This window comes from Kamptonema sp. PCC 6506 (genome assembly GCF_000180455.1).
Classification (GTDB): domain Bacteria; phylum Cyanobacteriota; class Cyanobacteriia; order Cyanobacteriales; family Microcoleaceae; genus Kamptonema; species Kamptonema formosum.
In genome coordinates, this window is sequence record NZ_CACA01000351.1 from 14,429 (window position 1) to 36,798 (window position 22,370).

The 22,370-nt window shown below is 43.6% G+C and carries 22 protein-coding genes; 10 read left to right on the top strand and 12 right to left on the bottom strand.

All coding sequences use genetic code 11. The features are described 5' to 3' along the window. Window positions 1-73: 73 nt before the first annotated feature. Both OSCI_RS32130 and OSCI_RS24675 read right to left on the bottom strand, forming a co-directional pair. Complete coding sequence (locus tag OSCI_RS32130; protein WP_267879564.1) at window positions 74-202, bottom strand: hypothetical protein; 129 nt, start codon at window positions 200-202, stop codon at window positions 74-76. 124 nt (window positions 203-326) lie between these two features. After that, the gene (locus tag OSCI_RS24675) at window positions 327-1,718 is read right to left on the bottom strand and encodes a hypothetical protein (protein WP_007357925.1); all 1,392 of its coding nucleotides are present in this window, start codon (window positions 1,716-1,718) and stop codon (window positions 327-329) included. 300 nt (window positions 1,719-2,018) lie between these two features. On the opposite strand from OSCI_RS24675, the gene OSCI_RS24680 reads away from it, so the two are divergent. Beyond that, window positions 2,019-2,525, top strand: a complete 507-nt coding sequence (locus OSCI_RS24680; protein WP_007357926.1) for a phytanoyl-CoA dioxygenase family protein — start codon at window positions 2,019-2,021, stop codon at window positions 2,523-2,525. Here the strand turns inward: OSCI_RS24680 and OSCI_RS24685 are convergent. The 6 genes from OSCI_RS24685 to OSCI_RS32135 form a co-directional block, all read right to left on the bottom strand. Next, complete coding sequence (locus OSCI_RS24685) at window positions 2,512-3,837, bottom strand: hypothetical protein (protein WP_007357927.1); 1,326 nt, start codon at window positions 3,835-3,837, stop codon at window positions 2,512-2,514. The two genes, OSCI_RS24680 and OSCI_RS24685, sit on opposite strands and share 14 nt — an antisense overlap. 246 nt (window positions 3,838-4,083) lie before the next feature. Then, complete coding sequence (locus OSCI_RS24690; RefSeq protein ID WP_007357928.1) at window positions 4,084-4,605, bottom strand: hypothetical protein; 522 nt, start codon at window positions 4,603-4,605, stop codon at window positions 4,084-4,086. Window positions 4,606-4,892: 287 nt separating this feature from the next. Next, window positions 4,893-5,261, bottom strand: a complete 369-nt coding sequence (locus OSCI_RS24695) for a hypothetical protein (RefSeq protein ID WP_007357929.1) — start codon at window positions 5,259-5,261, stop codon at window positions 4,893-4,895. A 406-nt stretch (window positions 5,262-5,667) separates the two neighbouring features. Then, a complete protein-coding gene (locus OSCI_RS24700; RefSeq protein ID WP_007357930.1) occupies window positions 5,668-6,768 on the bottom strand; it encodes a saccharopine dehydrogenase family protein in 1,101 nt (366 codons plus the stop codon). Between the two features lie 291 nt (window positions 6,769-7,059). Beyond that, a complete protein-coding gene (gene crtO, locus OSCI_RS24705) occupies window positions 7,060-8,760 on the bottom strand; it encodes a beta-carotene ketolase CrtO (protein ID WP_007357931.1) in 1,701 nt (566 codons plus the stop codon). A gap of 256 nt (window positions 8,761-9,016) precedes the next feature. Continuing rightward, the gene (locus OSCI_RS32135) at window positions 9,017-9,139 is read right to left on the bottom strand and encodes a hypothetical protein (RefSeq protein ID WP_267879563.1); all 123 of its coding nucleotides are present in this window, start codon (window positions 9,137-9,139) and stop codon (window positions 9,017-9,019) included. 327 nt (window positions 9,140-9,466) lie between these two features. On the opposite strand from OSCI_RS32135, the gene OSCI_RS24710 reads away from it, so the two are divergent. Beyond that, window positions 9,467-11,038 carry a M23 family metallopeptidase gene (locus OSCI_RS24710; protein WP_007357932.1) on the top strand — a complete coding sequence of 524 codons (1,572 nt, stop codon included), beginning with the start codon at window positions 9,467-9,469 and terminating at the stop codon, window positions 11,036-11,038. Between the two features lie 131 nt (window positions 11,039-11,169). Then, entirely contained in the window at window positions 11,170-11,493 is a 324-nt protein-coding gene (locus tag OSCI_RS24715) for a hypothetical protein (protein WP_007357933.1), read from the top strand. Between the two features lie 247 nt (window positions 11,494-11,740). Here OSCI_RS24715 and OSCI_RS24720 read toward each other — a convergent pair whose 3' ends face one another. Beyond that, window positions 11,741-12,685 (bottom strand): response regulator, encoded by a 945-nt coding sequence (locus OSCI_RS24720; RefSeq protein ID WP_007357934.1) that lies wholly within the window; start codon window positions 12,683-12,685, stop codon window positions 11,741-11,743. A gap of 297 nt (window positions 12,686-12,982) precedes the next feature. Between OSCI_RS24720 and OSCI_RS24725 the strand changes: the two genes are divergently transcribed. Both OSCI_RS24725 and OSCI_RS24730 read left to right on the top strand, forming a co-directional pair. Then, window positions 12,983-14,074 carry a RuBisCO accumulation factor 1 gene (locus OSCI_RS24725; protein ID WP_007357935.1) on the top strand — a complete coding sequence of 364 codons (1,092 nt, stop codon included), beginning with the start codon at window positions 12,983-12,985 and terminating at the stop codon, window positions 14,072-14,074. Between the two features lie 343 nt (window positions 14,075-14,417). Beyond that, the gene (locus OSCI_RS24730) at window positions 14,418-15,134 is read left to right on the top strand and encodes a DUF2786 domain-containing protein (RefSeq protein WP_007357937.1); all 717 of its coding nucleotides are present in this window, start codon (window positions 14,418-14,420) and stop codon (window positions 15,132-15,134) included. 76 nt (window positions 15,135-15,210) lie between these two features. On the opposite strand, the gene OSCI_RS24735 is transcribed toward OSCI_RS24730, so the two are convergent. Together OSCI_RS24735 and OSCI_RS24740 are read right to left on the bottom strand one after the other, a co-directional pair. Next, window positions 15,211-16,317, bottom strand: coding sequence for a DNA polymerase beta superfamily protein (locus OSCI_RS24735; RefSeq protein ID WP_007357938.1), 1,107 nt, complete (start codon window positions 16,315-16,317; stop codon window positions 15,211-15,213). A 247-nt stretch (window positions 16,318-16,564) separates the two neighbouring features. Then, window positions 16,565-17,266, bottom strand: coding sequence for a LuxR C-terminal-related transcriptional regulator (locus OSCI_RS24740; protein ID WP_007357939.1), 702 nt, complete (start codon window positions 17,264-17,266; stop codon window positions 16,565-16,567). A 112-nt stretch (window positions 17,267-17,378) separates the two neighbouring features. On the opposite strand from OSCI_RS24740, the gene OSCI_RS24745 reads away from it, so the two are divergent. Both OSCI_RS24745 and OSCI_RS24750 read left to right on the top strand, forming a co-directional pair. After that, a complete protein-coding gene (locus tag OSCI_RS24745) occupies window positions 17,379-17,798 on the top strand; it encodes a DUF6220 domain-containing protein (protein WP_007357940.1) in 420 nt (139 codons plus the stop codon). A gap of 50 nt (window positions 17,799-17,848) precedes the next feature. Beyond that, entirely contained in the window at window positions 17,849-18,676 is an 828-nt protein-coding gene (locus OSCI_RS24750; protein ID WP_007357941.1) for a sulfurtransferase, read from the top strand. Window positions 18,677-18,857: 181 nt separating this feature from the next. On the opposite strand, the gene OSCI_RS24755 is transcribed toward OSCI_RS24750, so the two are convergent. Further along, a complete protein-coding gene (locus OSCI_RS24755; protein WP_007357942.1) occupies window positions 18,858-20,291 on the bottom strand; it encodes a circularly permuted type 2 ATP-grasp protein in 1,434 nt (477 codons plus the stop codon). Window positions 20,292-20,497: 206 nt separating this feature from the next. Between OSCI_RS24755 and OSCI_RS24760 the strand changes: the two genes are divergently transcribed. The 3 genes from OSCI_RS24760 to OSCI_RS28840 all read left to right on the top strand — a co-directional run bounded on the left by OSCI_RS24760 (window position 20,498) and on the right by OSCI_RS28840 (window position 22,152). Then, window positions 20,498-21,028, top strand: coding sequence for a zinc ribbon domain-containing protein (locus OSCI_RS24760; RefSeq protein WP_007357943.1), 531 nt, complete (start codon window positions 20,498-20,500; stop codon window positions 21,026-21,028). Between the two features lie 29 nt (window positions 21,029-21,057). Next, window positions 21,058-21,765: a Uma2 family endonuclease gene (locus tag OSCI_RS24765; protein WP_007357944.1), complete on the top strand. Its 708-nt coding sequence runs from the start codon at window positions 21,058-21,060 to the stop codon at window positions 21,763-21,765. A gap of 150 nt (window positions 21,766-21,915) precedes the next feature. Continuing rightward, entirely contained in the window at window positions 21,916-22,152 is a 237-nt protein-coding gene (locus OSCI_RS28840; RefSeq protein WP_007357945.1) for a DUF6737 family protein, read from the top strand. Window positions 22,153-22,370 lie beyond the last annotated feature (218 nt).

The window sequence follows — 22,370 nt, forward strand, 5'->3', positions numbered from 1 at the left end:
AAAACCCGGTTTCTGGGACGACCTGTGTAAATCCTAATAATATTGCTACCTGAGGGGAAAAGCTTGCAGCAAATTATACAGCCACGATCGCGATCGCCTGCATTCTCTTGATGGTTGTTTGAAAACACGCCCTAGCTTCTCTAAGCGATCGGACATAATTAAACGTAGGGTGGGCGATCGCTGCCAATCGCCTGTAACTCATAGCTAAATCCAATTAAAAATTAAAAGTTAAAAATCAAAAACGAAATTAATTAAATTTTTAATTTTTAATTTTACATTTTTAATTTTTGAGAGAGGCGATCGCCCACCTGACAATTGAACTAAGTTTATTCTTTTTTGGGAGGAGTTTTATGCAGAGAAAAAACTCGATAGCTATCTAGATCTACAACTTCTGGATTAGTTCGATCGTTTGCTGACATCTTAACTAAGTTATACTGAACGTTTTCCGCATAAATAGTTAGGGCGATTTTGCAGATTTCTAAGAACTTAATAAACCCCTGACATTTATCGGGTGCCTTCTTTTGATAATGACCAATTAACAGGGCAATACAAACTTCTAAATGTGTCCTAGAATTAGGGGAGATCAAAACCAGCTTGAGCAGCATAACTGCCAAAGTTAAAGGATTATTTTGAGATACTAACAATGTAAATACTGGGGAAGGGCTACCTACTTTTTCCAGCGTTAAAATCTTGATGACTTTGTTGCAAGTCATCAAAATTAGAGAGTTGTTAATTGTTTCAGCATCATAAGTTTCATAAAGATTATCTACTTTCTTAAGTATCAAAGTTTTCAGCGTTTTAACTAAGGGAGTCTCTTTTTCAGTGGAATGAAACAAATATATTAATAAACTTTTTTTGAACTCCTTATAGTTAATGTTTTTGATTTGGGCGAGAAAAGTTTTGGCTAAGCTGGCATAGCTCAACAAGCCCCGCCTAGCTACAATATTTTTAATTAAAAGTAGAACTTCATCTCCTAAAACTGTAGGATTTTCAAAAGCAGAATCTTTAAAATCACCAGCTTGAGCGTGGGCGGTATAAAGTGCCAGTTCAAACTTAAATTTCTCTTTGAGTTGCTTGGAGAATTTTTGAGCTGCTTGGCGCTGTTCTATGGGGTTTTTTTCATCTACATACTGAGGAGCGAGCAAAAAAGATGTGTAGCGCTCAGTCCAGTTAGTTTGAACGCAATTCTCGTCATATCTAGAAACAAATAGCTTGATTTCTTGGTAGTCTTGACTGTTGACAAAACTTGCCAGCCAAGCTCTCATTTGTTGGAAGTGATTGTCTGAGGGAAGGTGGTGGTTTTGCCAATTTGAAACCAGTTGAATTAAGTCTTGAGTTATTTGGTAATTGCGCCGTCCTACCCAGTTATTGAGGATAATATAGCAACAACGCTTGAATAAATTTTTGAACTCGGCCTCATTTTGCGATTCGATCACGATCTTGAGCGCCCAAATTGCCTCGGTATTAGCTGAGGGGACAGGCTCAATAAATAAATGCTTAAATTCTGCCAGCACCACATCTGGAGAACTGTCTCGAACCAGATCGATAAAAAACTGGTAGATGATTTCCTGCGCTTCTGAAACAGTAGGCTGCAAACTGTTTAATTTTATTCTGAATTCACTTTTAGTAGCCTCCGAAAAATCACTTGTGAACCTGGAAGTTGGCATCACTTTAGATTTTTTAGTTTTGCCTGAAGATAAAAAGCCGCGAGTTACCATAGCGTCTTAGCTCATTTTAATTTGATTGATCTAATAGTAGCTCTGTAGGGGTTAGCTGTGGCAGACTGCAAACAGCTTGCTTGAGGCTTCTCCTGGCAAGGCTCCTATTTTGTTATAACTTACTATTCCCTCATAGCAATAATTTTAAGTGAGTATAGACAGAAAAAGTTCAGTCTTACGAGCGAACATAGTCAAACTCAGCGGTTCAGAGCATTTCCCACAGCACCAGGCTGGATTTTTGCCTGGCGATCGCGTAGGCTGTAGATAGGAAAGCTCTTGTTCTTCAACTAAATTGAAACCATGAACGTAGCGGCGGTGAGCGAATCTTTCACCCATAGGCAGAAGACGTTAGCGCTCAACGATATCCCGATCGCGATCGAGGCGATGCACGAGGACGGTTATGTACCGATCCCCAACGTACTCAACGCTGAGGAAGTAACGGCAGCCCGCGCAGCGATCGATCGCCTCCAACCCTTCGGTTTAGATGGCAGTAGTTGGAGCGAACTTAACGATCGTTTCAAGTGCGTTTTCAATCGCGATCGCCTCTGGCTTTCCTACCTCGATCGACCCGGAATCGTAGACTTAGCAGAGGCATTGATGGGCGATCGATGTCACGCGATCGGCATGACTGCCTGGAAAAGTTTTCCCGGCTATGATGGTTGGCGCGTCCACACAGATCAGCTCTTAGTCCCAGTTCCCGAAACTGTGTTTTTCGATCCCAATTTTCAACTACCAGTGTGGATTTGTACCGCCCATTTCTACCTGAGCGACATCACAGTTAAATCAAGGAGAACTAAGAGGATTTAAAGCCTTTAGCACCTTTCTTTTTATCCCCTGACTTAGACTTGGACTTATTAACTTCAGCCATAGCCTCTTGAAATAAATTATGCAAGTGCAGGGGAACGCTGGCAATTTCTGGCAGTTCCGGCTCTAACGGTTTATTGTATGTTTGTAAAAGTTGCTCTAAATCGCGCTCCAAATTAAAATCTGGCCGCTCTAATACTGTTTGCAAAACTTTTTCTAGTTGAGTTGGGTAAGTTTGGGCTAAACGCTGCCAGATGAAAGCATTAATCGTCGCATCTTCCAAGTAATAGCGAACTAACTTATTAGCATTAGGTAAGCTTTGCCAGTCTTCGGTTTTTAACAGAGCTGTGACTTGAGTGTAGGTAGGTAAAAACATCTGACCCCAACGAGGATGAGAAATAGCCGTTACCTGTTCGGCTTTTTTAAGAGTATCAGGCAAGTCAATTTTGGGCATCACCATTTTCGAGTCTGGCTTGCCTAACATTCGATCGACTGTATCGGCATCAGCACCCATTTCTGTGGCTGCGGCCCTGAGTTCTGTAGCATCAACTCCCGATTCTGTTGCTATTTCGTCCAGAGATTTGGAATTGTCAATGCCAGCTTCAGCTAGGCGTTTTTTGGTAATTACTTCTTGAAATTCAGCAATCTTTTTATTGAGGTGATATCCCGAAAGATTGACTTCATCGCTACCAAAAAAATCCGTAAAATCTTGGTGATACTGTTCGACTGACTGCCACGCCTGTTCTAACAATTCTGGAGCATCGCTATAAAGAGCATTTTTATGATTCTGCTTGAAGTTACCAATAGCGACAGCTAGTTTAGGTTTACCCAATTTTCCCATTAAAATATGAGGGCCAGAAAACATCCAGTAACTATCGCTCACGGGGGCAATCCGAACCAGCAAAATTTCCCCTACTTTTAGTTTTGCCGTATCTTTGAGCGTTTCAGAACTATTGACTTTAACGGTGTAGTGTTTTGCCGTTAGCCAGTTAATTAACTCGAAGCCATCGGGTAAAATTTGGCTAATTTCAAATAAGCCGATAAAGCTGCGCCGCCAGTTGTCTAATAATTGGCGATCGCTCTCTTCTAACTCTGCCTGAGCGATAAATAGATCCAGAGGAGTTTGCTCTCCGACTCTACCTTCGACGAGAAAACTGTCCACTAACTGATTTTGCTGGGCGATGTCATAGCGATCGCGCGCCGAACCCGCCGCTATATAGGCTTCTAAAGCTACCGCTAACTCTCCCTCTGCGTCTAGCACAAAGTCTATTAAATTTTGCTTGAGTTCCCAAGCTCTTTCCAGAATAGCTTCCACAATTTACTCTCTTAATTTGAGCTGGATCTTAATACTAATTAGCTTAATTTTAGATCGATCCAAAGGAAGATATTTAGTCAGGACTTACGCAAGTTTTACCTAAAAAAGGTGAAAAACTTAAAGCCCCTCCCTTTTCTTCCCCTCTCTATGCGGTTGAGGGGTTGGGGGAGAGGTCAAACAATTTTTCGGGGGAGAATGAAACCGCCCTGTTTTTAAGGGGAATTGGGGAACTCAGCGCGATCGCATTTAGCGTCCGTCTCTGTCAATATCGCCTGGAACTTTGCGCTCTACCTTATTCCACGCATCGCGGGCTGCGTATTTCGCCTTTTCCCAGCCCAAATTTGACTTACCGCGATTTTTTTCGTAATCTCTCTGTAAATCCCCCTCCATCTCATCAAAGCTCTTGCCCGTACTCCTGTAGCGGCTGTATCCCTCATATCCCGTGCGATAAGCCGGTCTATAGTATTCATAGTCCGTGTCTACCTCTGCATAAGGCCGGGTGTTGTAATTCTGTTCCCAGTAAGCCTCTTCTTCCGTTGGATTAACCGATTCAGCCGCACCCTTACCGACCAAACCCCCAGCAACTGCGCCCACAGTAGCACCCACTACTGCTCCCACAGGCCCGCCGATCGCGCCACCGATCGCAGCACCAGCCGCTCCTGCACCCGCCGCACCAATACCCGTCCCCACTGGATGAGCTCCTGGCTCTCCAGAAATGGGATCTAAGTTTGCATCAGATTCATTAGTATTCTGTTTGATATCTGCCATGATATTTTTTCCTTTTTTCTCAGTAGAATTACTTTGTCTCTAATCTACTTTTTGAAAGGCGAGCGCATCATCTTCCTCAAGGATGAATTAGCTCTACGCTCTTAGGAATATAAATCAAAAACCAACCTTAAATTTTACTAATTTAAGGTTGGTTTAAGCTAGCGATTTAAACTCGATACTGCGACCGAAAGATATTTAATTTATTGCTTCTCTATCAGTTTATCAAACATTAAATTCTTCGGCTTTTTCTAGTAAGCTCGTGAAATTACCAGAAGCAGCAATCCTTACTAGCGCGGCTCAGCAGTCAGTTTATCAATTGCTTCTTCCGCTTTTTCTAGTATGTTTTCTGGAGGATTTTCTTCTTGGTAAGCGTGTAAATCCTGTTCGTAAACCTTCTCTATCCCTACTTTAGGTTTTTCGGTTGCTTTCACTGCTTCTTCGTAAGCTTGATCTCGATTTACAACCGCCTTATTATCTTTAGAAAAACCCTCGATTGTAGAACCTGTTTTCGTCTGGTTACTACTTATGTCTACTATGGCATAAGCAGGCTGACCCGGCAATATGATTATACCTGTTAAACTGATTAAACTCATCAAGCAAACCGCCAAAATGCTTTTGCCGAATACCTGTCCCAGTGTTGATAAAATTCTCTTCATGTAAATTCCTCCTCCTAGTTTTTTACCATTTGTATTAGTTAACATTTCCCTGTACCCAAGCACAGAAATCTAAGTTAAGAGCGCCCTATTTGAGCTAATACCATCCTCCCATCGGAGGGAAGCACTAGATTTATAGGACTATAAGTAGTCTATATGTAAATCCACCTTCACTGCTTCTATCTTTAGGTAGATTAAAGACTTTGAAAAACCGCACAAAAGAGTATTTCCAATTAGCCATTAGCCATTACCTAATTATGAACACGGATTTTACCGATTACATGGATTACACGGATTAGTTAGAGTCATGATTATTTAGTCTGTGAAATCAGAGGAATCTGTAAAATCTGTGTATCCCAATTACCAATTACCAATTACTCCTATGTAGGATATTGAAAATAAAATGACCTCACAGCAATTCTTGCTCAATTTTAAGACCCCGACTTTCCATAGATTGTTCAAACAAATCAGTCGGAAGGGCCTGTTCTACAGGCCAAACTCCTGGATAAGTCAGTTTGCCATCTAATATCAATTGGGCAATTGTACCCGTACCTATACCAGTAGCATCTGCGGCATTTTCATGTACTACCGTCGAGCAAACTTTAGCTTCCTTACCATTTTTAATGCCAGTTACTTCGGAACGCACTGCTACCCCAATACCGCTAAACTGATTGCTAAAACTGGTCATACCGTAGCTAACGTAGGACAAAAATTCGATGACCTTATGATTCTTCAGCCAGCTATCCGGCCAATAGTTAGCGACAAACCAGGTAAGATAATTGTAAAGATCAGGATTAGTACCAAATTTGGTAATTACAGTTTTAACTGGGAAAGATTCAGGTAAAGTAATAGATTCGGGCATATCAAACCAGTAAACACCTGTTTTGCTGTAGGGTTGGGGAAATTCAACTGTTTCGCGATCGCTATAGGGTTTAACAGTTTGCCACTTGCCATCTAACCACACCTCAAAAGGCGTTTGCAACCCTAAAAATGTAGTTCGCATTACTGTCACCCCAGCCCCGCCCGAACCTCCGACAACATAACTCAAGTGAATGCGTTCTGCCTTATCCAACTGTTCTACATCTCGGCGTACCATGCTATTAGAAACTCCGGGAAAAATCCCCGTATTAATAATAGCTGTAATCCCAGCATTTTTAGCAGCATCGCGGCATTCTAAAGCCCTGCGAGTGAAGCTGCGACTGTCGCTGACATCGAGATAGTTAACGCCTTCATCAATACAAGTTTTGAGTACCGAAGCATCGCGGTGGTGAAAAGGCCCCGCCGTGTGGATGACGAGGTTGGAAGCAGCAACAGCTTTTCGTAAAGCTTGCTTATCCGCTAAATTTAATGGCAAATACTCCGCCTGCTTCGGCGTGGATGTATTAGCAGCTATTCCCCCTGTATCGCGTCCAGTCAGGGTAATTTGCGCCTGAGTATGGGCGACTAAATCTTTAGCCACGCTGGTGCCAATTCGCCCCCGGCCTCCAATAATCAAAACCCGGTCTGTCATTGCTCAAAAATGGGTAACGGCAAGCTTAAGTTTCTCAAATTTTGGTCAGCTTTTTCATCCCTACAAAGACTGAGTATTTTAATATGGTAGAGGTTAAAAGATGAAAATCAAAAAAGGGATCTCCCCTAACCTCTAGACTGCAAGGAGAGGGGAGCAGGATTGTTACTATTAAATCTCTGTGAGTTTAATAGTATTAATTACTCCCCCGAACTATAGCAAATTTATTCCTTTTCCCTCTCCTCTCAGGAGAGGGTTAGGGAGAGGTAGTTCGGGGGCTAGGGGTGAGGTCTTTTACAAATCGGAGGCTCCCCCAAATACAGACTTTGCCGTAGATTTCAGGGAGTTAGCTGCATCTGCCAAAGTCTGCGCGATTGGTTGCTGCGCGTGCATAAAAATACGAGCGCAATTGCGTCCCGGCATCCCCGAAATCGAGCCGCCTGGATGCGTACCAGCACCCGTTAAATACAAACCTTCAATCGGTGTTTTGTAATTCGCTAACTCCGGTAAAGGGCGGAAAAAGATCATTTGATCCAGAGTCATATCTACATGGTAATAATTACCCTTCAATGCCCCCAAACGTTCTCCCAATTCTGCCGGACTTTCCACGCGGCGACCGATAATTGCATTCTTGATATTGGGCGCATATTCTGCTAATTTATCAATGCAGCGATCGGCTACTTTGTGTTTTAATTCATCCGTCCAACCAGTTCCGTGCAAACCAGTGCCTTCAGCATTTTCGATCTGATAAGGAGCAAAAAACTCAATCCAGACAGTATGTTTACCGGGGGGAGCCATCGACGGGTCTAGCATGGTCGGCACTACCACATACATAGAGGGGTCAGAGTCAGGAATTCTGCCAATACTAGGCTCGCTGTGAGCAATTTCGACGTGCTTCACGGAATCAGCAATTAATACTGAACCGATCATATATTCATCTTGATGGTTGTACTTTTCAAACCGGGGCGCTTCGCTGAGAGCTAAATCTATCTTAAGAATAGTCTCATTGTTGTTAACAATTTTGCGCTCTAGGCGTTCCCGCAAGTTGCGATCGGCACTATCAACATCCCTGTCATCTATTAAGTGCAAAAACAAGCGTTTAGCATCTATATTAGAAATAACACCTTTTGTAGCTCGATATTCTACGCCTCCGGCAACTCGAACTCCTACAGCGCGGCCATCATCAACCAAGATTTTTTCAACGTGCTGGTCAGTGAGGATTTTACCTGCATAACTGTGTACTAAATTAACCAATGCTTTTACTAATGAACCCGTGCCTCCTCGCGGTCTGGCCATACCAGGATTGTGCCGCATTGCCATCATAATTGCACCGACAGCAATGGTTTTTTGAGAGGGAGGTGCACCGAGTTCTGAGGCGAGTCTTGCTAGGGGCGCTTTGAGGAATTCCGAATCAAACCACTCGTTGAGAATGTCCTCAGCGCTGTTGAGCATGGTACGGATAAAATCAAAGGTTTTGTCTGGGGAACCGATGACTGAAAACAAGTCTTTAAGTTTTTTAATGTTGTAGTTCCCGGCGATATCAATGATGGATTTGGGTGGTGCATTGAACATCGGAATCATTGCACCGAGGGCCCGCTGCCAAAAGTCGGTATATTCGGCGTATTTCTGAGCATCGCGAGGGCTATAGCGAGCTATTTCTGCACAGGTTCTTTCAACTGATTTATGGGCTAAGAAGTATTTTCCGTCTGGGTTTGGGCAAAAGACAACTGGATCGCAAAATAGATATTCTAATCCATATTTCCCCAGTTCTAATTCTTCGATAACAGGCCCTAAATGGATAAATTCATGGTCGATTGCACAGAGGTTAAATTTAAAATCTGGCAGTTCTGGAATTGCGGCCTCGGTGGTGGCGGCCCCTCCAGGGACAGAGCGTTTTTCGAGTAGGAGGACGCTATATCCTGCTTTGAGGAGGTAAGCTGCACAGGTTAGCCCGTTGTGACCTGCTCCGATGATAATGACATCATACGTTTCCATAGTTGACGCTCTGAGGGTAGGAAATTAAGTTGATTTTACAAAATTTAATAACTTTATAAACTCTACCACGCGACAGAGATCGATTTTGGTGAATATTACCTGAGAAGGAGAAGGACGTTCCCAAAGAGCGATCGCACATTTTCAAGTAAAGTTTAGATCGAGCGCGATCGTCCATTTGTCCGCAATGCCGAATTAAAGAAACTGGGTTTTTCCCCATCTATAAGCCTCGGAGAAGTATATCGTAAAAACCCGGTTTCTAGCCACCCGCCGAATCAAAGAAACCGGGTTTTTCCCATCTTTTGGCCTCTAGGGAAATTATTGCCATTACAATTAGTTGCTGGCTGGAATGCGATCGCCTACTTCGGGCAACTGCGAACATAACTCAGCCTTAAACAAGCGATCGCCTAAAACTCCAGACTAACATCCGGCATCCGCTAAAATTAGACGGACACAAACGAGCGATCGTCCCCGTCAACGCCACAGACGGACTGCAAGTGCGATTTTACTCAAAAAATCCCCTTACCAAACACAAAAACTGAAGCTGTAACAGAGTCCAAAGGCGAAATTTGCCTCAAGCCCGTTACAATCATTCTGGGCTATAGAACAACAACAAAATTCCCAACGGATTTAAAGGATGAGTTATCGGTTTCTTTGCAGCCCTCACCCCCCCATGCCACAAGCCCGATATTGAGTTGTGATAAAGATCGTGAAACCAGTTTACTCAGATAAAAAACTAAAATCCCTGGCAACAGCCAAACAAGAAAAAATGACCCCTATTAGCGATCGCGCTCGATTGCGGCTATTATCTCAACGTTCCCTACTCTTAGGCATCGGTTGTATTGCTAGTCTAGGAATGCTCAGTAAAGGTATGGTTTGGGCCCAAACCGAGGCTCCGCAAGTAGAAATAGCTGCCCCAGAAGCCTCCGAAGCCCCTCCTAGCCTCCCGGAACCAGCCGCAGTTGAACCAGAAACTTACGCACCAGAACCCTCTGCGGCCGCCCCCGAATACGCCCCAGAACCAGAGTACATTCCAGAAACCCCCGAATACGCCCCAGAACCAGAGTACATTCCAGAAGCCCCCGCAGCGGCCGCCCCAGAGCCGTATTTGCCAGAACCAGAAATTGCTCCGCCAACCGTAGAAGCGCCGAGCACTCCAGAATATAATGCTGAGGCCCCAGCCAGCCCCAATAATGCCTACATCGATCCCACTGACTACAGTGTGGGTGCGACTAACACCTACGAAGCACCGACAGCAGTTCAATTTTCCGAACGCTCAACTGGTTGCGACGCTGTTGTAGGAACGGGACAAGAAATTGCGGGAGCCTTGTGCGCTCCCCCTGCGCCACAGCAGCAGACGGCAGATGCGAACGCGGGGAACCCCTACGCTGAAAATATCGCCGCCCCTACAGGTCGTAAAGCCTGGGAAAATGGCCAGCAACAGGCAGGAACATCTTACGCCCAGGGAGGTTCCTCTGGGGCTGGATATGCCCCCAGGTCGGAATATGCCTCTGAGTCGGGATACTCCTCAAACGGAGGGGCGACAGTTGCCAGCATTGGGTCTATCCAAGTCGGCCCGATTACTGTCAGCAGTATGAGCGATTCTGGTTTTGCTTATTACAATCAGACACCTCGGCCGCCTGCATTGCCTGGAAATGGCAATCTGCGGATGATGTTTCCCCTGTCTATCCCCGCTGAAATTACCTCGATTTTTGGCTGGAGGACTCATCCAGTCCTCGGTTCAGGCAGGTTTCACACGGGTACAGACTTGGGTGCGCCGATGGGAACCCCAGTTTTGGCGGCTTATGCGGGTCAAGTTGCGATCGCAGATTGGTTAGGAGGTTACGGCCTGGCCGTCGTTCTCGACCATAATAAACAGTCCCAAGAAACTCTCTACGCTCACCTTTCCGAACTATTTGTTAAACCGGGTGAATGGGTGCAGCAAGGAGAAGTAATTGGTCGAGTTGGCAGTACGGGGATGTCTACAGGCCCTCACTTACACTTTGAACTACGGGCGATGACAAATCAAGGTTGGGTAGCGATCGATCCAGGCCAGCAATTAGAGTTTGCTTTGGCTCAAATGGTGAAAACTTTGGAAACAGCAGAAAAAGTGCCGGCAATGCCTAAAATTCTCACATCTCGCTTAGCAAGTGGAACAGGGGATTTAGAAATTAGTACGCCAAAACTTCCACCACTACCTTTAGGTTTAGACATTGAAATTGTCAATCTCCAACCCCCAGTAGAGTTGTTAGAAAAGCCAATTTCTAAGCCTAAGAATTGATTGATAGAACTGCCAATTCGATTAGGATTGTAGATACTGTCTTGACAAGTCAATACAGTATCTACAGATTGATATTTATTGAAGGCGATCGCGTTTTATGAGATAATAGAAAAACAGAGCCAAAAAAATCTATGGCAACAGAACGCTGGGATGATGACAGACTAGATAGACTCGCTAATCAGGTAGAGGAAACAGCGAATATAGCCAATAGCAATGCTCGCGTGATTCAAGCATTAGCAAATACGGCAGCAGAGGCCAGAGAAGAACGGCAGCAAATATTACAACTGATCGCTCAACAGCAAGTGACGATCGCTCAACAGCAAGAAAGGATGATTCAAATAGAGGAAAGAATAGACCGACAACAAACTAATATTGATGGTTTGAGAAGGGAGACAATGCGGATGCTCGATATCCTGTTAAATCAAAGGAATCAGCAAGATAATTCTGGTGAATAAAATTTGCAGAAGTGGGGAAAGTGGTAGATTTAAGTAGGTAGACGCAAATAAACCTTGCTGCATAACAAAATGTAAAGTTATCATCACCCCTGCGATTGCTTCGTTTCACTCCCAATGACATACATAGATATTTTCTTACTCATCTAATGAGCTTTCGGGATTTTGAAATCCCAAAAGCCTTTTAACCCTAATTATGCGATCGCCACCCCTTACAATTCAAGACATTATCTACCTGAGATATCCTCGCTTAAGAACACTTCAAAGTAGTTAGAACTAGAGCAACTTGTTGAGCTGCCAAGTGAAGCGTCATCAGTTCGTCAGGGCGAAGGGTGCTGGGTTGCTTCCACTGGAGGGACATTAAAGCGATCGTTTCCCCGCGATAGGCGATGGGAACAGCGAGATGTGCTTGAATTCCTGATGCCTGGTAGTGGGCAATATCAGTCATTGTTGCATCCGCTGAGACATTAAGCGAACATTGAATCGTCTGAGTAGCGATCGCTTCCTTCACCAAAGGGTCACTTGCCAGCCAATTGTCCACCTTTCCGCCTGCGCTGTGAGTGCCGACTGCCCCTGTTAAAGTATTTCCCTCCACGAGTTGTAAAATGCAGGCATCGGCTAAAAAATTATCGCTGAAGGCCGCAGCAATTGGCTCTAAACTGGCTTCCAAACTAGGAGAGTCCTGAGCAGTCTGCATGACAGTTGCCAGTAATTGCGTTTGGATTTGGGCCCGGCGCAGTTCTTCCGTCCGTTGCTTCAGCAATTCATAAGTCTCTGCGGCCCGCTGCACTACAACTTTGAGTTCGTTCGGGTCCCAGGGCTTAGTAATATATTTATATACCTGTCCAGAGTTAATTGCGTCTACCAGGTCTTCAATATCCGTAAAACCAGTGAGGATAATCCGTACTGTGTTTGGGAACTGAGGTACAGTTTTGCTCAAAAACTCCGTTCCCTTCATCTCCGGCATACGTTGATCGGAGATGATGACGGCTACTTCACCTTCATCGCCAAGGACTTCCAAGGCGCGAATTCCGCTCTCAGCTTTTAGTACGTTAAAATCTCGCCGGAAAGTTCGGTAGAGGAGATCGAGATTATCTGGTTCATCGTCTACCACCAGCATCTTAGGCTTTTTGGGTCGATTTAGGCTCATGAGCTGGCGTTTAATGCTATCTAGCTCTGGAAGGGCATTATCCATAAGAATACAATCAACTCGCCTCAGCGGATTTGGGTGAGCATTTATTTTGCAACAATAGTGACATGGTATCAAACCTAAGCTCTACTGCAACTGAGAAGTCAGCTTTCAGCTTTTGTCCTCTGAGCGTCCCTAACAGAATTTGGGTATAAACTTGATTGTCTGGTTGACGCGATCGCCTGCCAACTAAAGCAGGGAGTGCAACTTCTGAATTGTTGTTTCCCAGTCATTAAGGGAGGCTTTCTCAGATTGTACGTTTGCACAATAACAACTACTTATCGCTGAATTTGTAATTCGATTATGACTCAAACACCTCAAGACTTACCGAATTCGGGCCCTCAATCTTCTAGCAATGCTGTGGATGTGGAAAATTTAGTGCGATCGCTCCGCCGCAAGGAGGGCAGTTGGGTAGAATGGGGACAGGCTTGCGCGACATTGCTCAAAGCGGGCTACAGTTCTAATCAGATTTTTGAACAGACGGGTTTTGAGCCGGTGCAGCAAAATCAGGTCAGCGTTGCCGCTCAAGTTTATACCAGTTTAGTAAATGCAGATGCCACTGAGGAAGTGCGATCGCACTTTTGGCGCAAGGGTAGCGATGTTTTGTACGAGTTTCGGATTCTCACCCAAAACGAACGAGTTGCTGCTGCTACCTTGGTACTATCTCACAACCTGGATGCTGACGACGCGCACGAAATCGCCAAAGCTGTCAAGGAATTTTCGCGCATTCGGCAGCCAGCGGGATTTACCCATGCTGCGGGAGACGCAGTTGCTTACCAGTGTTGGAAATTGGCGAGGGAGAAGAGCGATCTGCAAGAGCGATCGCGCCTGATCGCACGCGGTTTAAAATTAGCAGCAAGTCCCACTGCGCGTCAACAAATCGAACAACTACTCACTGATTTTACCGTAGTTCCGAAGCGTACCGCCCCCCGATTGCCAGTGTATCGCGTCGAAGAAGAGGAAGATTTACCTCGGATCGTACCTGTTGCAGGTCAAATGCCGATCGCCACTACAGACTGGCAAGCAGTTCCCCTAACGGAGGAAACAGGGCCCTTTCAACTGATCAAATTTTCCGGTACTGGCGCTTGGATAACCGTCCCTGGTTGGCAAGTGATTAGGAAAGCAGAAGATCCCGTCGCTCTTTTGGCAAATAGCGATCGCTTTCCCACACCCTTACAAGGCCAACCTGAAGAAGTATTAATTATCGCCGACCGCGCTCAAAGGCAGTGGGATGCTGATAGTTATTTTCTCACAGATAGCAACGGCAATTTAGAATTACAGTGGTTTGAAGAATCTCCCGATATCAAGCTTTTAGCAAAAGTTATTCTAGTGATGCGTCCGAAAAGAATTATTGAGGAAGATTCCGTTAAGGATGGATGGTCTATTGATGAATAAATTGTTAATTGTTAACTGTTAACTGTTAACTGTTAACTGCTCATGGCTCCAGAAACCGGGTTTTTGAGATCGTCTGTGGTATAAATGAAGTATCTTCGTCAAAAACCCCGGTTTCTTTGGTTGGGTGTGTAATACCAAATCCGGCTTTACTACCCCCTTTATTGTCATTGCGAGCGAAGCGAAGCAATGACGGATTATTGGTAATAAAGGGGATGACTAACCCGGATTTGGTATAAGTCCTGAATTAGCCATTAGCAATTAGCCATTAGCCATTAGCAATTAGCCATTAGCCATTAGCAATTAGCCATTAGCCATTAGCAATTAGCCATTAGCCATTAGCAAAATGACCGACAAAAATACGCTTGATAAAATTAAAAAACTATTGTCTCTCGCAACTTCTTCTAACGAGAACGAAGCGACAGCCGCAGCAGAAAAAGCCTCTCTACTATTAGCACAATACAATCTCAGCTTAGCTGACTTAGGTACTTCAGAGCAAGAAAAAATCATTCAAAACTCTGTCGAAACAACGCCTCGTTATGTCACTTGGAAAATGACATTACTCTCCGGGATTGCTGAAGCCAATAGCTGCGAAGCAATGCGAAATAGTTATACCGGCTATATGTTTTTAGTAGGAACACCTACTAATATCGCAGCGTGTCAATACCTTTATGAATACTTAGCTCAAGCCATTGAACGGCGTGCTAAATATCGCAAAGGAAATGGTCGGGGATTGGCTTATCTAAATGCTTTTCGAGTGGGGTGTGCGACGCGGTTAAGCCAAAGACTATTAATCCAAAAAGAAGAAATAGAAAATTCAGGAATTCCTGGTTCAGGAGATGCACCAGCGACTCCAGCTATTGTAGTCAGATCGATGTTTGAGAAAAATCAGCAAGATATTACCAACTATTTAGAACAACAGGGTGTAAAAGTTAAAGTTCGTTCTGGTTCTCAAATTAGCAGCGAATCTGGCTTTTATTCAGGCTATCAAGTCGGCGACCAAATTAGTTTGCACAAACAAGTTAAGTCTGAAGGTTCTTTTAAGCAATTAAATGAAGGATAAAAATCCAGAAAGAAGGAAAAACAATCATAAAGAATTAGTAAGTTACCCCTTCCTTCTTCCTTCTTCCTTCTTCCTTCTACTTAAAACCAGCCATTTCTACCAACTCAACGCAAACTTCGTTAAGAAATTCTTTATCCACATTTTCTGGTAGAGAAGATTTGATGGTTTTGATTTCTTCAAAAAGTGAGCTAGCGATTTCTTTCACTTCTTCATAAGTAACATCTCCATTTCTGATAGAAAGCAAATATCCGCTATCTCCTACTTTTTTGCGATTAACATTCAGTTCGCCATCTCTCAGGATTTCTATCCCCATCCGCAACAAACGAATGCAATGAGAGGTATGTTTTGAATCATAACCACATTTACTCTCTAAAGCTTTTCTATCTACATTTCTTTCCACATTCCACTTTTTATAAGCTTCCCATTCACCGAGAGCCTGACGATAAGCTTGAGAGATGTGCAGTAACCTAATAAAATCATTTGTAGCTCTCGTATATTGTTGAACTTGTGGCAGTAATTCCTCTGGAATTGGTCGCTGTTTGAGGATACCTTTATAGTCAATTTTTTCAAGCAGCAAATTTCTCAATTCTTCTGACGGTTCTAGAAATTCGATGCAGTCGCGAACTAGCATATACAGAAATTCCAGAAAAGCGTTAATTTCTGTCTTATTTAATGGCTTATAATTCTCGTCATCTAGTCCAAAATCTTGAGGGACAGGTTTTCTCGGCGGAGGATTTAGCAACCATTTTCGATGATTTTCCACCCGTTTGATTTGAGCGTAAGCGTAGCCAGCAAAAGATGTTCTAACTTTTTGAGACAAGAAAGCGGAGCGATAAGAAATTAACTTTTCACCCGCCGGAGACAGATAGGCGTAAAATTCTCTATCCATCCAAATGGTTTCTAAAATGTTAGGATTGTTGTTACCAACTAAGGATAAAAACTTTCTGAGTTCGTAGATTGTACAGTCTTTGACGGTATCGAGCATGGGATACAAACCCGTTCCTGGTTCTACATCCCAGCCTGTATCTTTCTGCTCGAAAGTTTTAAATCCCAGGTAGTATTCTTTGGGAGCGATAAATACGCCTTTGTAGTCAAAATCAGACTGTGGTGTAGAAGTCCCATAGGCTTGACTTCCTACTAAAGCTAGTAATATTAATCTGGATTCTACGGTAATTCTATCCATTGGTTGCTCTGTGCGATCGCGCTAAGTAGGTTTATCTGTTAAGTTCGCTTATAAACAGACGCAGGTGTTCTGCTATACTACGATTGTAGTATATGATGGTGCGATCGCGTGGCGAGTTATTTGACAATTTCCTAATATTGCTAGCACCGTAAGTACGGAAGAGCCAGATTTTTTAGAGAGAACAGAATTCGTCCTGTCATAGATAGATATTTAACTACGCTCTCAACTACAAACATGAGCTTAAAAATTACAAATTAGCAGCTTTAATGTCTGGGGGAAAAAATTTTTGATTTGTAGAAAGTTGAGCAACCATTTGAGCACGAGACGAAACTTCAAGCTTACGAAACATCCGCTTTAAAGCTTGCTTCACGGAATTTTCGGTAATCCAAAGTCGTTCGCCAATTTCTGCATTCGTTAACCCTTGGGCAACCAGTTCAGCAATTTGTAGTTCACGAGATGTTAGGCGATTTGTGTGCAAGAGTTGGTGTGGCGATCGCACCCTTGCCACCCAAGTTGAAAGGTGGAGACAAAGCGCACTCAAATCCATCAAATTTTGCGTATCGAATGAACCCATACTGCGATCGCGAGTAAAGCCAACCGCACCCACTAATTGTCCTTGGTTCACGATTGGGCCCGTCATAACGTGCCAGTGATCGGCGCGTGGGCAAATCAATTGCCATGCTTTAGGGGATACCACCAAAGCTTCGTGAACGGGGGTGTGTCGCTCCACCAAGTAGCGCAAAACGGGATTGTGCTCGGTCGATAACGCCAATTCCATCAGGTTTTGAAGATTGCGATCGCGAATTCTCCTCTTTGGCGCGTCGAAGAAAAATAATCCCGAACGTTTAGCAGTAAAATACTCGCTCACTTCTGCACAAATGCGCGATCGTAATTCCTGTTCGTCTTTCGCTTGAGTGAGAATTTGAAATAAAGATTGCAAGTCAGCCATAAAAGAGCAAAGTGTACCCGATCGAGGTCTAGGCACAGTTATATCGCACATTCTATCTTAACTTTAGTCGAGACAAATTCTCTACTAATTCACTTTAAAGGATACTTTTGGCATGATTATAAACTCTAGCTCTGATAGCCTACAAGCATCTCAACGCCAGAATCAAATATTTTTTTACATCTTCGCAGTATTATTCAACATCTGCTTGATTGCTCAAGTGCTGACGGTTGGACTGGCATATTTTTATAACTCTGAGTGGTGGAATATCCATGTTTGGCTGGTACGAGGGTACAGTGGGCTGTCACTAATTCTGTTGGTAGGGGCATACTGGATTCCATTTCCTCCTAAAGTTCGCAGCCTCGCGGTAAGTCTGCCAGTGTTACTAGGGTTGCAATTTCTCACAATTCACCTGAAATTTACCCTGCCTTTAGGAATACTTCACCCCCTAATTGGATTCGCATTGTTTTCTGCTTCTACGAGTTTAGTTCATCGCGTGTGGCAAATCATAAAACCCAGCGTTGACGAAGAATAAGCACACTTTGAATATAACTCGATCTTTAATTTGATTCTTGGAGAAAAGTCATGTCCCAGTATGCTCATCCTGAAGTTTTAGTCGATACCCAGTGGTTGTCAAATCATCTCAACGATCCGAATCTTCGTATAATCGAAGTAGATATGAGTCCAGAGCCATATAAAAATGCTCACATTCCTGGGGCTGTGTTCTGGAATATTTTTACAGACTTACTTCTTCCAGATGGGAGAATAAATTTAGATGCGAAATCCTTCGAGAAATTGATGTCGCGATCGGGCATTACTAACGATACAACGGTAATAGCTTATGGTAGCTATCCCGGTACAGGTGGTTGGTTATTCTGGCTGTTGAAAGTATTTGGACATGAGAATGTGGGAGTTCTCAATGGTGGATATCAAAAGTGGAAGTCAGAAAATCGTTCACTGGCAACAGAATTATCGGCGTTTCCAGCAGTTAAATATTTGGCAAAAACACCTGATGCTAGCTTACGAGTGTTATATGAGGAAGTTCAGGCATCGATTGGGCGATCGGATCGCGTTTTGTTAGATGTTCGTACCTCTCAAGAGTACAGTGGCGAATGGTTCTTCAATCAACCACCCAAAGAAACCGAACGTGCTGGACATATTCCAAGTGCGGTGCATATCGAACATATCCTCACTCTAAATCGGGATGGAACTTTCAAATCGTTTAACGAGTTGCAGGCTCTTTACAGCAGCAAGGGAATCGAGTCTGAGAAAGAAGTGTTTCCCTATTGTGCGATCGGCGGGCGTTCGGGGTATACATGGTTTGTTTTGAAGTATTTATTAGGCTATCCGAAGGTTCGGAATTACGACGGATCTTGGAATGAGTGGAGTCGTCTTCCTAATACAAATGACTAAAAAGCTACTTTATAAGTCTTGTTCCTTTTCGTTCTTCCTTCGGCTATAGGAATTGTCAGCAATGACATTACCTTCTCAGCAATTCTCATTTTAAAACACTTGTACCGTTGGGGATATATCAAAGGTCAAAGTAAGAGCGATCGTCTGCGTTCCCAGCCGCAACTGGGAACTAGGACAAAAGCTACTGACACAAAACCCAAGTATCCTTACTCCCACCACCCTGAGAAGAGTTTACCACAAGCGATCCGCGCTTCAAAGCCACACGAGTTAAGCCACCTGGATGCACATAAATATCTTGACCATAGAGAATATAAGGCCGCAAATCTACGTGACACCCTTCAAAATCCTCGCCAATAATAGTAGGAACTCGCGATAAACAAAGAGTCGGTTGTGCAATATAATTGCGGGGATTTTCCCGAATCCTATGAGCAAAATCTTCCCTTTGTTCAGCAGTAGAATGCGTCCCTACTAACATCCCATAGCCGCCAGATTCATTTGCTGCTTTCACTACAAGCTTATCGAGATTAGCCACCACATATTCTAATTGCTCCTCTTCCCAACAAACATAAGTTGGGACATTTGACAACATTTGTTCCTCTCCCAAGTAATACTTAATTATTTGCGGAACATAAGCATAGATCACCTTATCATCTGCAACTCCCGTACCCAAAGCATTAGCAAGAGCAACGCGGCCGTTACGATAAACTTCCATTAATCCCGGCACTCCCAACCTCGAATCTGAACGAAAAGTTAGAGGGTCAATAAAGTCATCATCAATGCGGCGATAAATCACATCTACTCGCTGCAAACCTTTAGTAGTTCGCATTTGCACGTAACCGTCAGCTACTACTAAATCTCGACCTTCAACTAACTCAACTCCCATCTGTTGCGCTAGAAATGAATGCTCAAAATAAGCAGAGTTGTAAATGCCGGGAGTTAGCACTACAACTGTAGGATTTTGCAGATTTGACGGTGCTAAATTTAGGAGAGTTTCTAACAAATGACTGGGATAATCATCAACAGGTTGAATGCCCAATCTGGCGAACACTTGGGGAAAAGTGCTTTTCATGACGCGGCGGTTTTCCAAAACGTAGGAAATGCCGGAAGGACAGCGCATATTATCTTCAAGGACGTACCATTTCCCATCTTTATCGCGCACTAAATCTGTGCCTGTAATATGACACCAAATTCCGCCTGGTGGCTTTAATCCGATGCAAGGTTTGAGATAACCTGTAGCCGACTCGATTAAATCGGCGGGAATGATGCCATCTTTGATAATTTTCTGTTCGCCGTAAATATCTGTTAGAAATAGATTTAGGGCGTGAATTCTCTGCTTAAGTCCTTGTTCTATCGAACTCCATTCGGAGGCTGAAACAATGCGGGGAATTACATCAAACGGGAAAATTTGCTCTGTCCCTTTATTGTTACCATAAACATTGAAAGTTGCTCCCAACTTCACTAAGGCATTTTGTGCGGCCTGCTGTCGCCGTTGGAGTTCCCCTTCAGTTAGAGAGTGAATTCTTTCTATTAAAAGAGTAGCTTCCGGGCGGGGTTGTCCAATAGCTGCAAAGAGTTCATCATAGAAGTCACCCGGATCGTAAGAATCAAAGCGCATGGTATTTATCCTAATTACTTTTCTGTTGTACTAGCGATCCCACTTTTGGGGTTTTGCAGGTTTTTGTAGCATAAACTACTGATATCTGCAAACCCTAATTTGAAGTAATTAATCGCTTTTCTCTAAATTGATAATATACATAAATGGGCTTCGCAGGTAATGCGCGATCGCCTACAATATTAATTAAACAATCAGACCTTAAAATCATGGCTTATTTATGCGACCTGGGTAGAGGTCAAAAGCTTTACATTGAAAATCCGGGAATGCAGACTGTCATTACCTTATCGAGTAGCGGCCCCAGCCAACAGCAACAAGCAAGCAGTAGTTTTCAGACTGGTAGGTGGGTGATACCGCCAACGGCATTTAGCACTGCATCGGGGATAGTTTTGCGGCTAGAATCGCAGTCAGGGCCGCAATTTGTGATGGTACAAGGTAATGGGATGAGTGTTTTAAGTGCGATGCCAGAGTTGAGTGAGGCGGAAGCGATCGCACTTGTGCAGGTGACTATGGAAGCGGGGCCTAATGATAATACTATGCGGCCGATGACACCGATGAAACCAATGGAACCCATGAAGCCGATGACACCGATGAAGATGAACCCCATGCAGATGCAGATGGGTAATATGTCAATGCAGATGGGGACGCAGGGAGTTTCTGGGAAGCGTTTTTGTCCGCAATGCGGCGCGGGTGTGGGAGAAAGCGATCGCTTTTGTTCGAGTTGCGGTCATAATTTGTGATTATTAGATTTTAAATTGGAGTTATTTATATGCCATCACCTTTACAGATTCCCACGAATCAAAACTCCGGCAAAACATCAATTGAAGTGCCACCTTTAGAAAATGGCGATCGCTTGACTCGGCCTGAATTTGAGCGGCGTTATCATGCTATGCCAGAACTAAAAAAAGCTGAATTAATTGAGGGAGTAGTTTACATGAGTTCGCCAGTTCGTTTTGAGCCACACGCAGAACCACACAGCAATATAATCGGCTGGCTATGGGTTTATCGTAGTGCTACTCCCGGAGTGAGGCTAGGTGATAATGCCACTACTCGCCTAGATTTGGAGAATGAACCACAGCCAGATGCACTATTACGAATAGCATCAGGTGGCAATTCATCTATTAGTGAGGATGGCTATGTAGAGGGTGCTCCTGAATTAGTTGTGGAAATATCGGCTAGCACTGCATCTTATGATTCCCATGATAAGTTAAGAATGTATCGCCGTAATGGAGTACAGGAGTATTTGGTCTGGAAGATTTATAATAATAGAATTGATTGGTTTCAACTAAATGAAGGTGAGTATATACTTTTAGAACCGGATGCCACCGGAATAATTAGGAGTCAGGTTTTTCCTGGTTTGTGGTTAGCAGTATCAGCAATGTTAGAGGGGAATTTAGCTGAGGTTTTGGCTGTATTGCAGCAGGGTTTAGCGAGTACAGAACATGGAGATTTTGTTGAGCAATTAAGAGGTGGTTAATATTTTCAGGACTTACGCGCGTTGAGGTCAGAAACCGGGTTTCTTCATAGATATCTAGTCGAATCTTTGATTTTTCAGAGAAACCCGGTTTCTTTGCATAAGTCCTAATTTTTTTACCGCAAATGTACGCAAATCAATCTAAGGTTAATTATGAAAGAATCAGAAAAAAAGTCTGTTAGTGCTTGGGACTATAAGCCTTGGTGGTGTCAGCCTTGGTCAATTTTGTTAACAGGTATTACTCTAATTTCTGGGAGTTGGTTTGTGTTCAAAACCGTCTGGATAACAGTTATTGTCTCTATACCTCTATTAATATGGATGGGATTTTTCCTATTAATTTGGCCAAGACTCATGCTATCCAGCGGTCTTTTAGATTCTCATCAGGAATAGTTAGTTGTTCGTTGTTAGTGGTTAGTTGTTGTACCAAATCCTGGTTTACTACCACCTTGATTAATTGGCATTAATTGGCGGTTGAAACCGCTACTACACAAACGAAGTCCGCCTGCGCGGACTAAGAAATCAAGAGATATTTAAGCCAGATTTGGTATTAGTTGTTCGTTAGACTTTTTACAAAAATCTGTCAACCTAATTAGTCCGCGTAGGCGGAC

Coding starts and splice junctions, on each gene's coding strand:
- OSCI_RS32130 (WP_267879564.1), bottom strand. CDS start 202: ATGAGTTACAGGCGATTGGCAGCGATCGCCCACCCTACGTTTAATTAT.
- OSCI_RS24675 (WP_007357925.1), bottom strand. CDS start 1,718: ATGGTAACTCGCGGCTTTTTATCTTCAGGCAAAACTAAAAAATCTAAA.
- OSCI_RS24680 (WP_007357926.1), top strand. CDS start 2,019: ATGAACGTAGCGGCGGTGAGCGAATCTTTCACCCATAGGCAGAAGACG.
- OSCI_RS24690 (WP_007357928.1), bottom strand. CDS start 4,605: ATGGCAGATATCAAACAGAATACTAATGAATCTGATGCAAACTTAGAT.
- OSCI_RS24695 (WP_007357929.1), bottom strand. CDS start 5,261: ATGAAGAGAATTTTATCAACACTGGGACAGGTATTCGGCAAAAGCATT.
- OSCI_RS24700 (WP_007357930.1), bottom strand. CDS start 6,768: ATGACAGACCGGGTTTTGATTATTGGAGGCCGGGGGCGAATTGGCACC.
- crtO (WP_007357931.1), bottom strand. CDS start 8,760: ATGGAAACGTATGATGTCATTATCATCGGAGCAGGTCACAACGGGCTA.
- OSCI_RS32135 (WP_267879563.1), bottom strand. CDS start 9,139: ATGTTCGCAGTTGCCCGAAGTAGGCGATCGCATTCCAGCCAGCAACTA.
- OSCI_RS24715 (WP_007357933.1), top strand. CDS start 11,170: ATGGCAACAGAACGCTGGGATGATGACAGACTAGATAGACTCGCTAAT.
- OSCI_RS24720 (WP_007357934.1), bottom strand. CDS start 12,685: ATGGATAATGCCCTTCCAGAGCTAGATAGCATTAAACGCCAGCTCATG.
- OSCI_RS24725 (WP_007357935.1), top strand. CDS start 12,983: ATGACTCAAACACCTCAAGACTTACCGAATTCGGGCCCTCAATCTTCT.
- OSCI_RS24730 (WP_007357937.1), top strand. CDS start 14,418: ATGACCGACAAAAATACGCTTGATAAAATTAAAAAACTATTGTCTCTC.
- OSCI_RS24735 (WP_007357938.1), bottom strand. CDS start 16,317: ATGGATAGAATTACCGTAGAATCCAGATTAATATTACTAGCTTTAGTA.
- OSCI_RS24740 (WP_007357939.1), bottom strand. CDS start 17,266: ATGGCTGACTTGCAATCTTTATTTCAAATTCTCACTCAAGCGAAAGAC.
- OSCI_RS24745 (WP_007357940.1), top strand. CDS start 17,379: ATGATTATAAACTCTAGCTCTGATAGCCTACAAGCATCTCAACGCCAG.
- OSCI_RS24750 (WP_007357941.1), top strand. CDS start 17,849: ATGTCCCAGTATGCTCATCCTGAAGTTTTAGTCGATACCCAGTGGTTG.
- OSCI_RS24755 (WP_007357942.1), bottom strand. CDS start 20,291: ATGCGCTTTGATTCTTACGATCCGGGTGACTTCTATGATGAACTCTTT.
- OSCI_RS24760 (WP_007357943.1), top strand. CDS start 20,498: ATGGCTTATTTATGCGACCTGGGTAGAGGTCAAAAGCTTTACATTGAA.
- OSCI_RS24765 (WP_007357944.1), top strand. CDS start 21,058: ATGCCATCACCTTTACAGATTCCCACGAATCAAAACTCCGGCAAAACA.
- OSCI_RS28840 (WP_007357945.1), top strand. CDS start 21,916: ATGAAAGAATCAGAAAAAAAGTCTGTTAGTGCTTGGGACTATAAGCCT.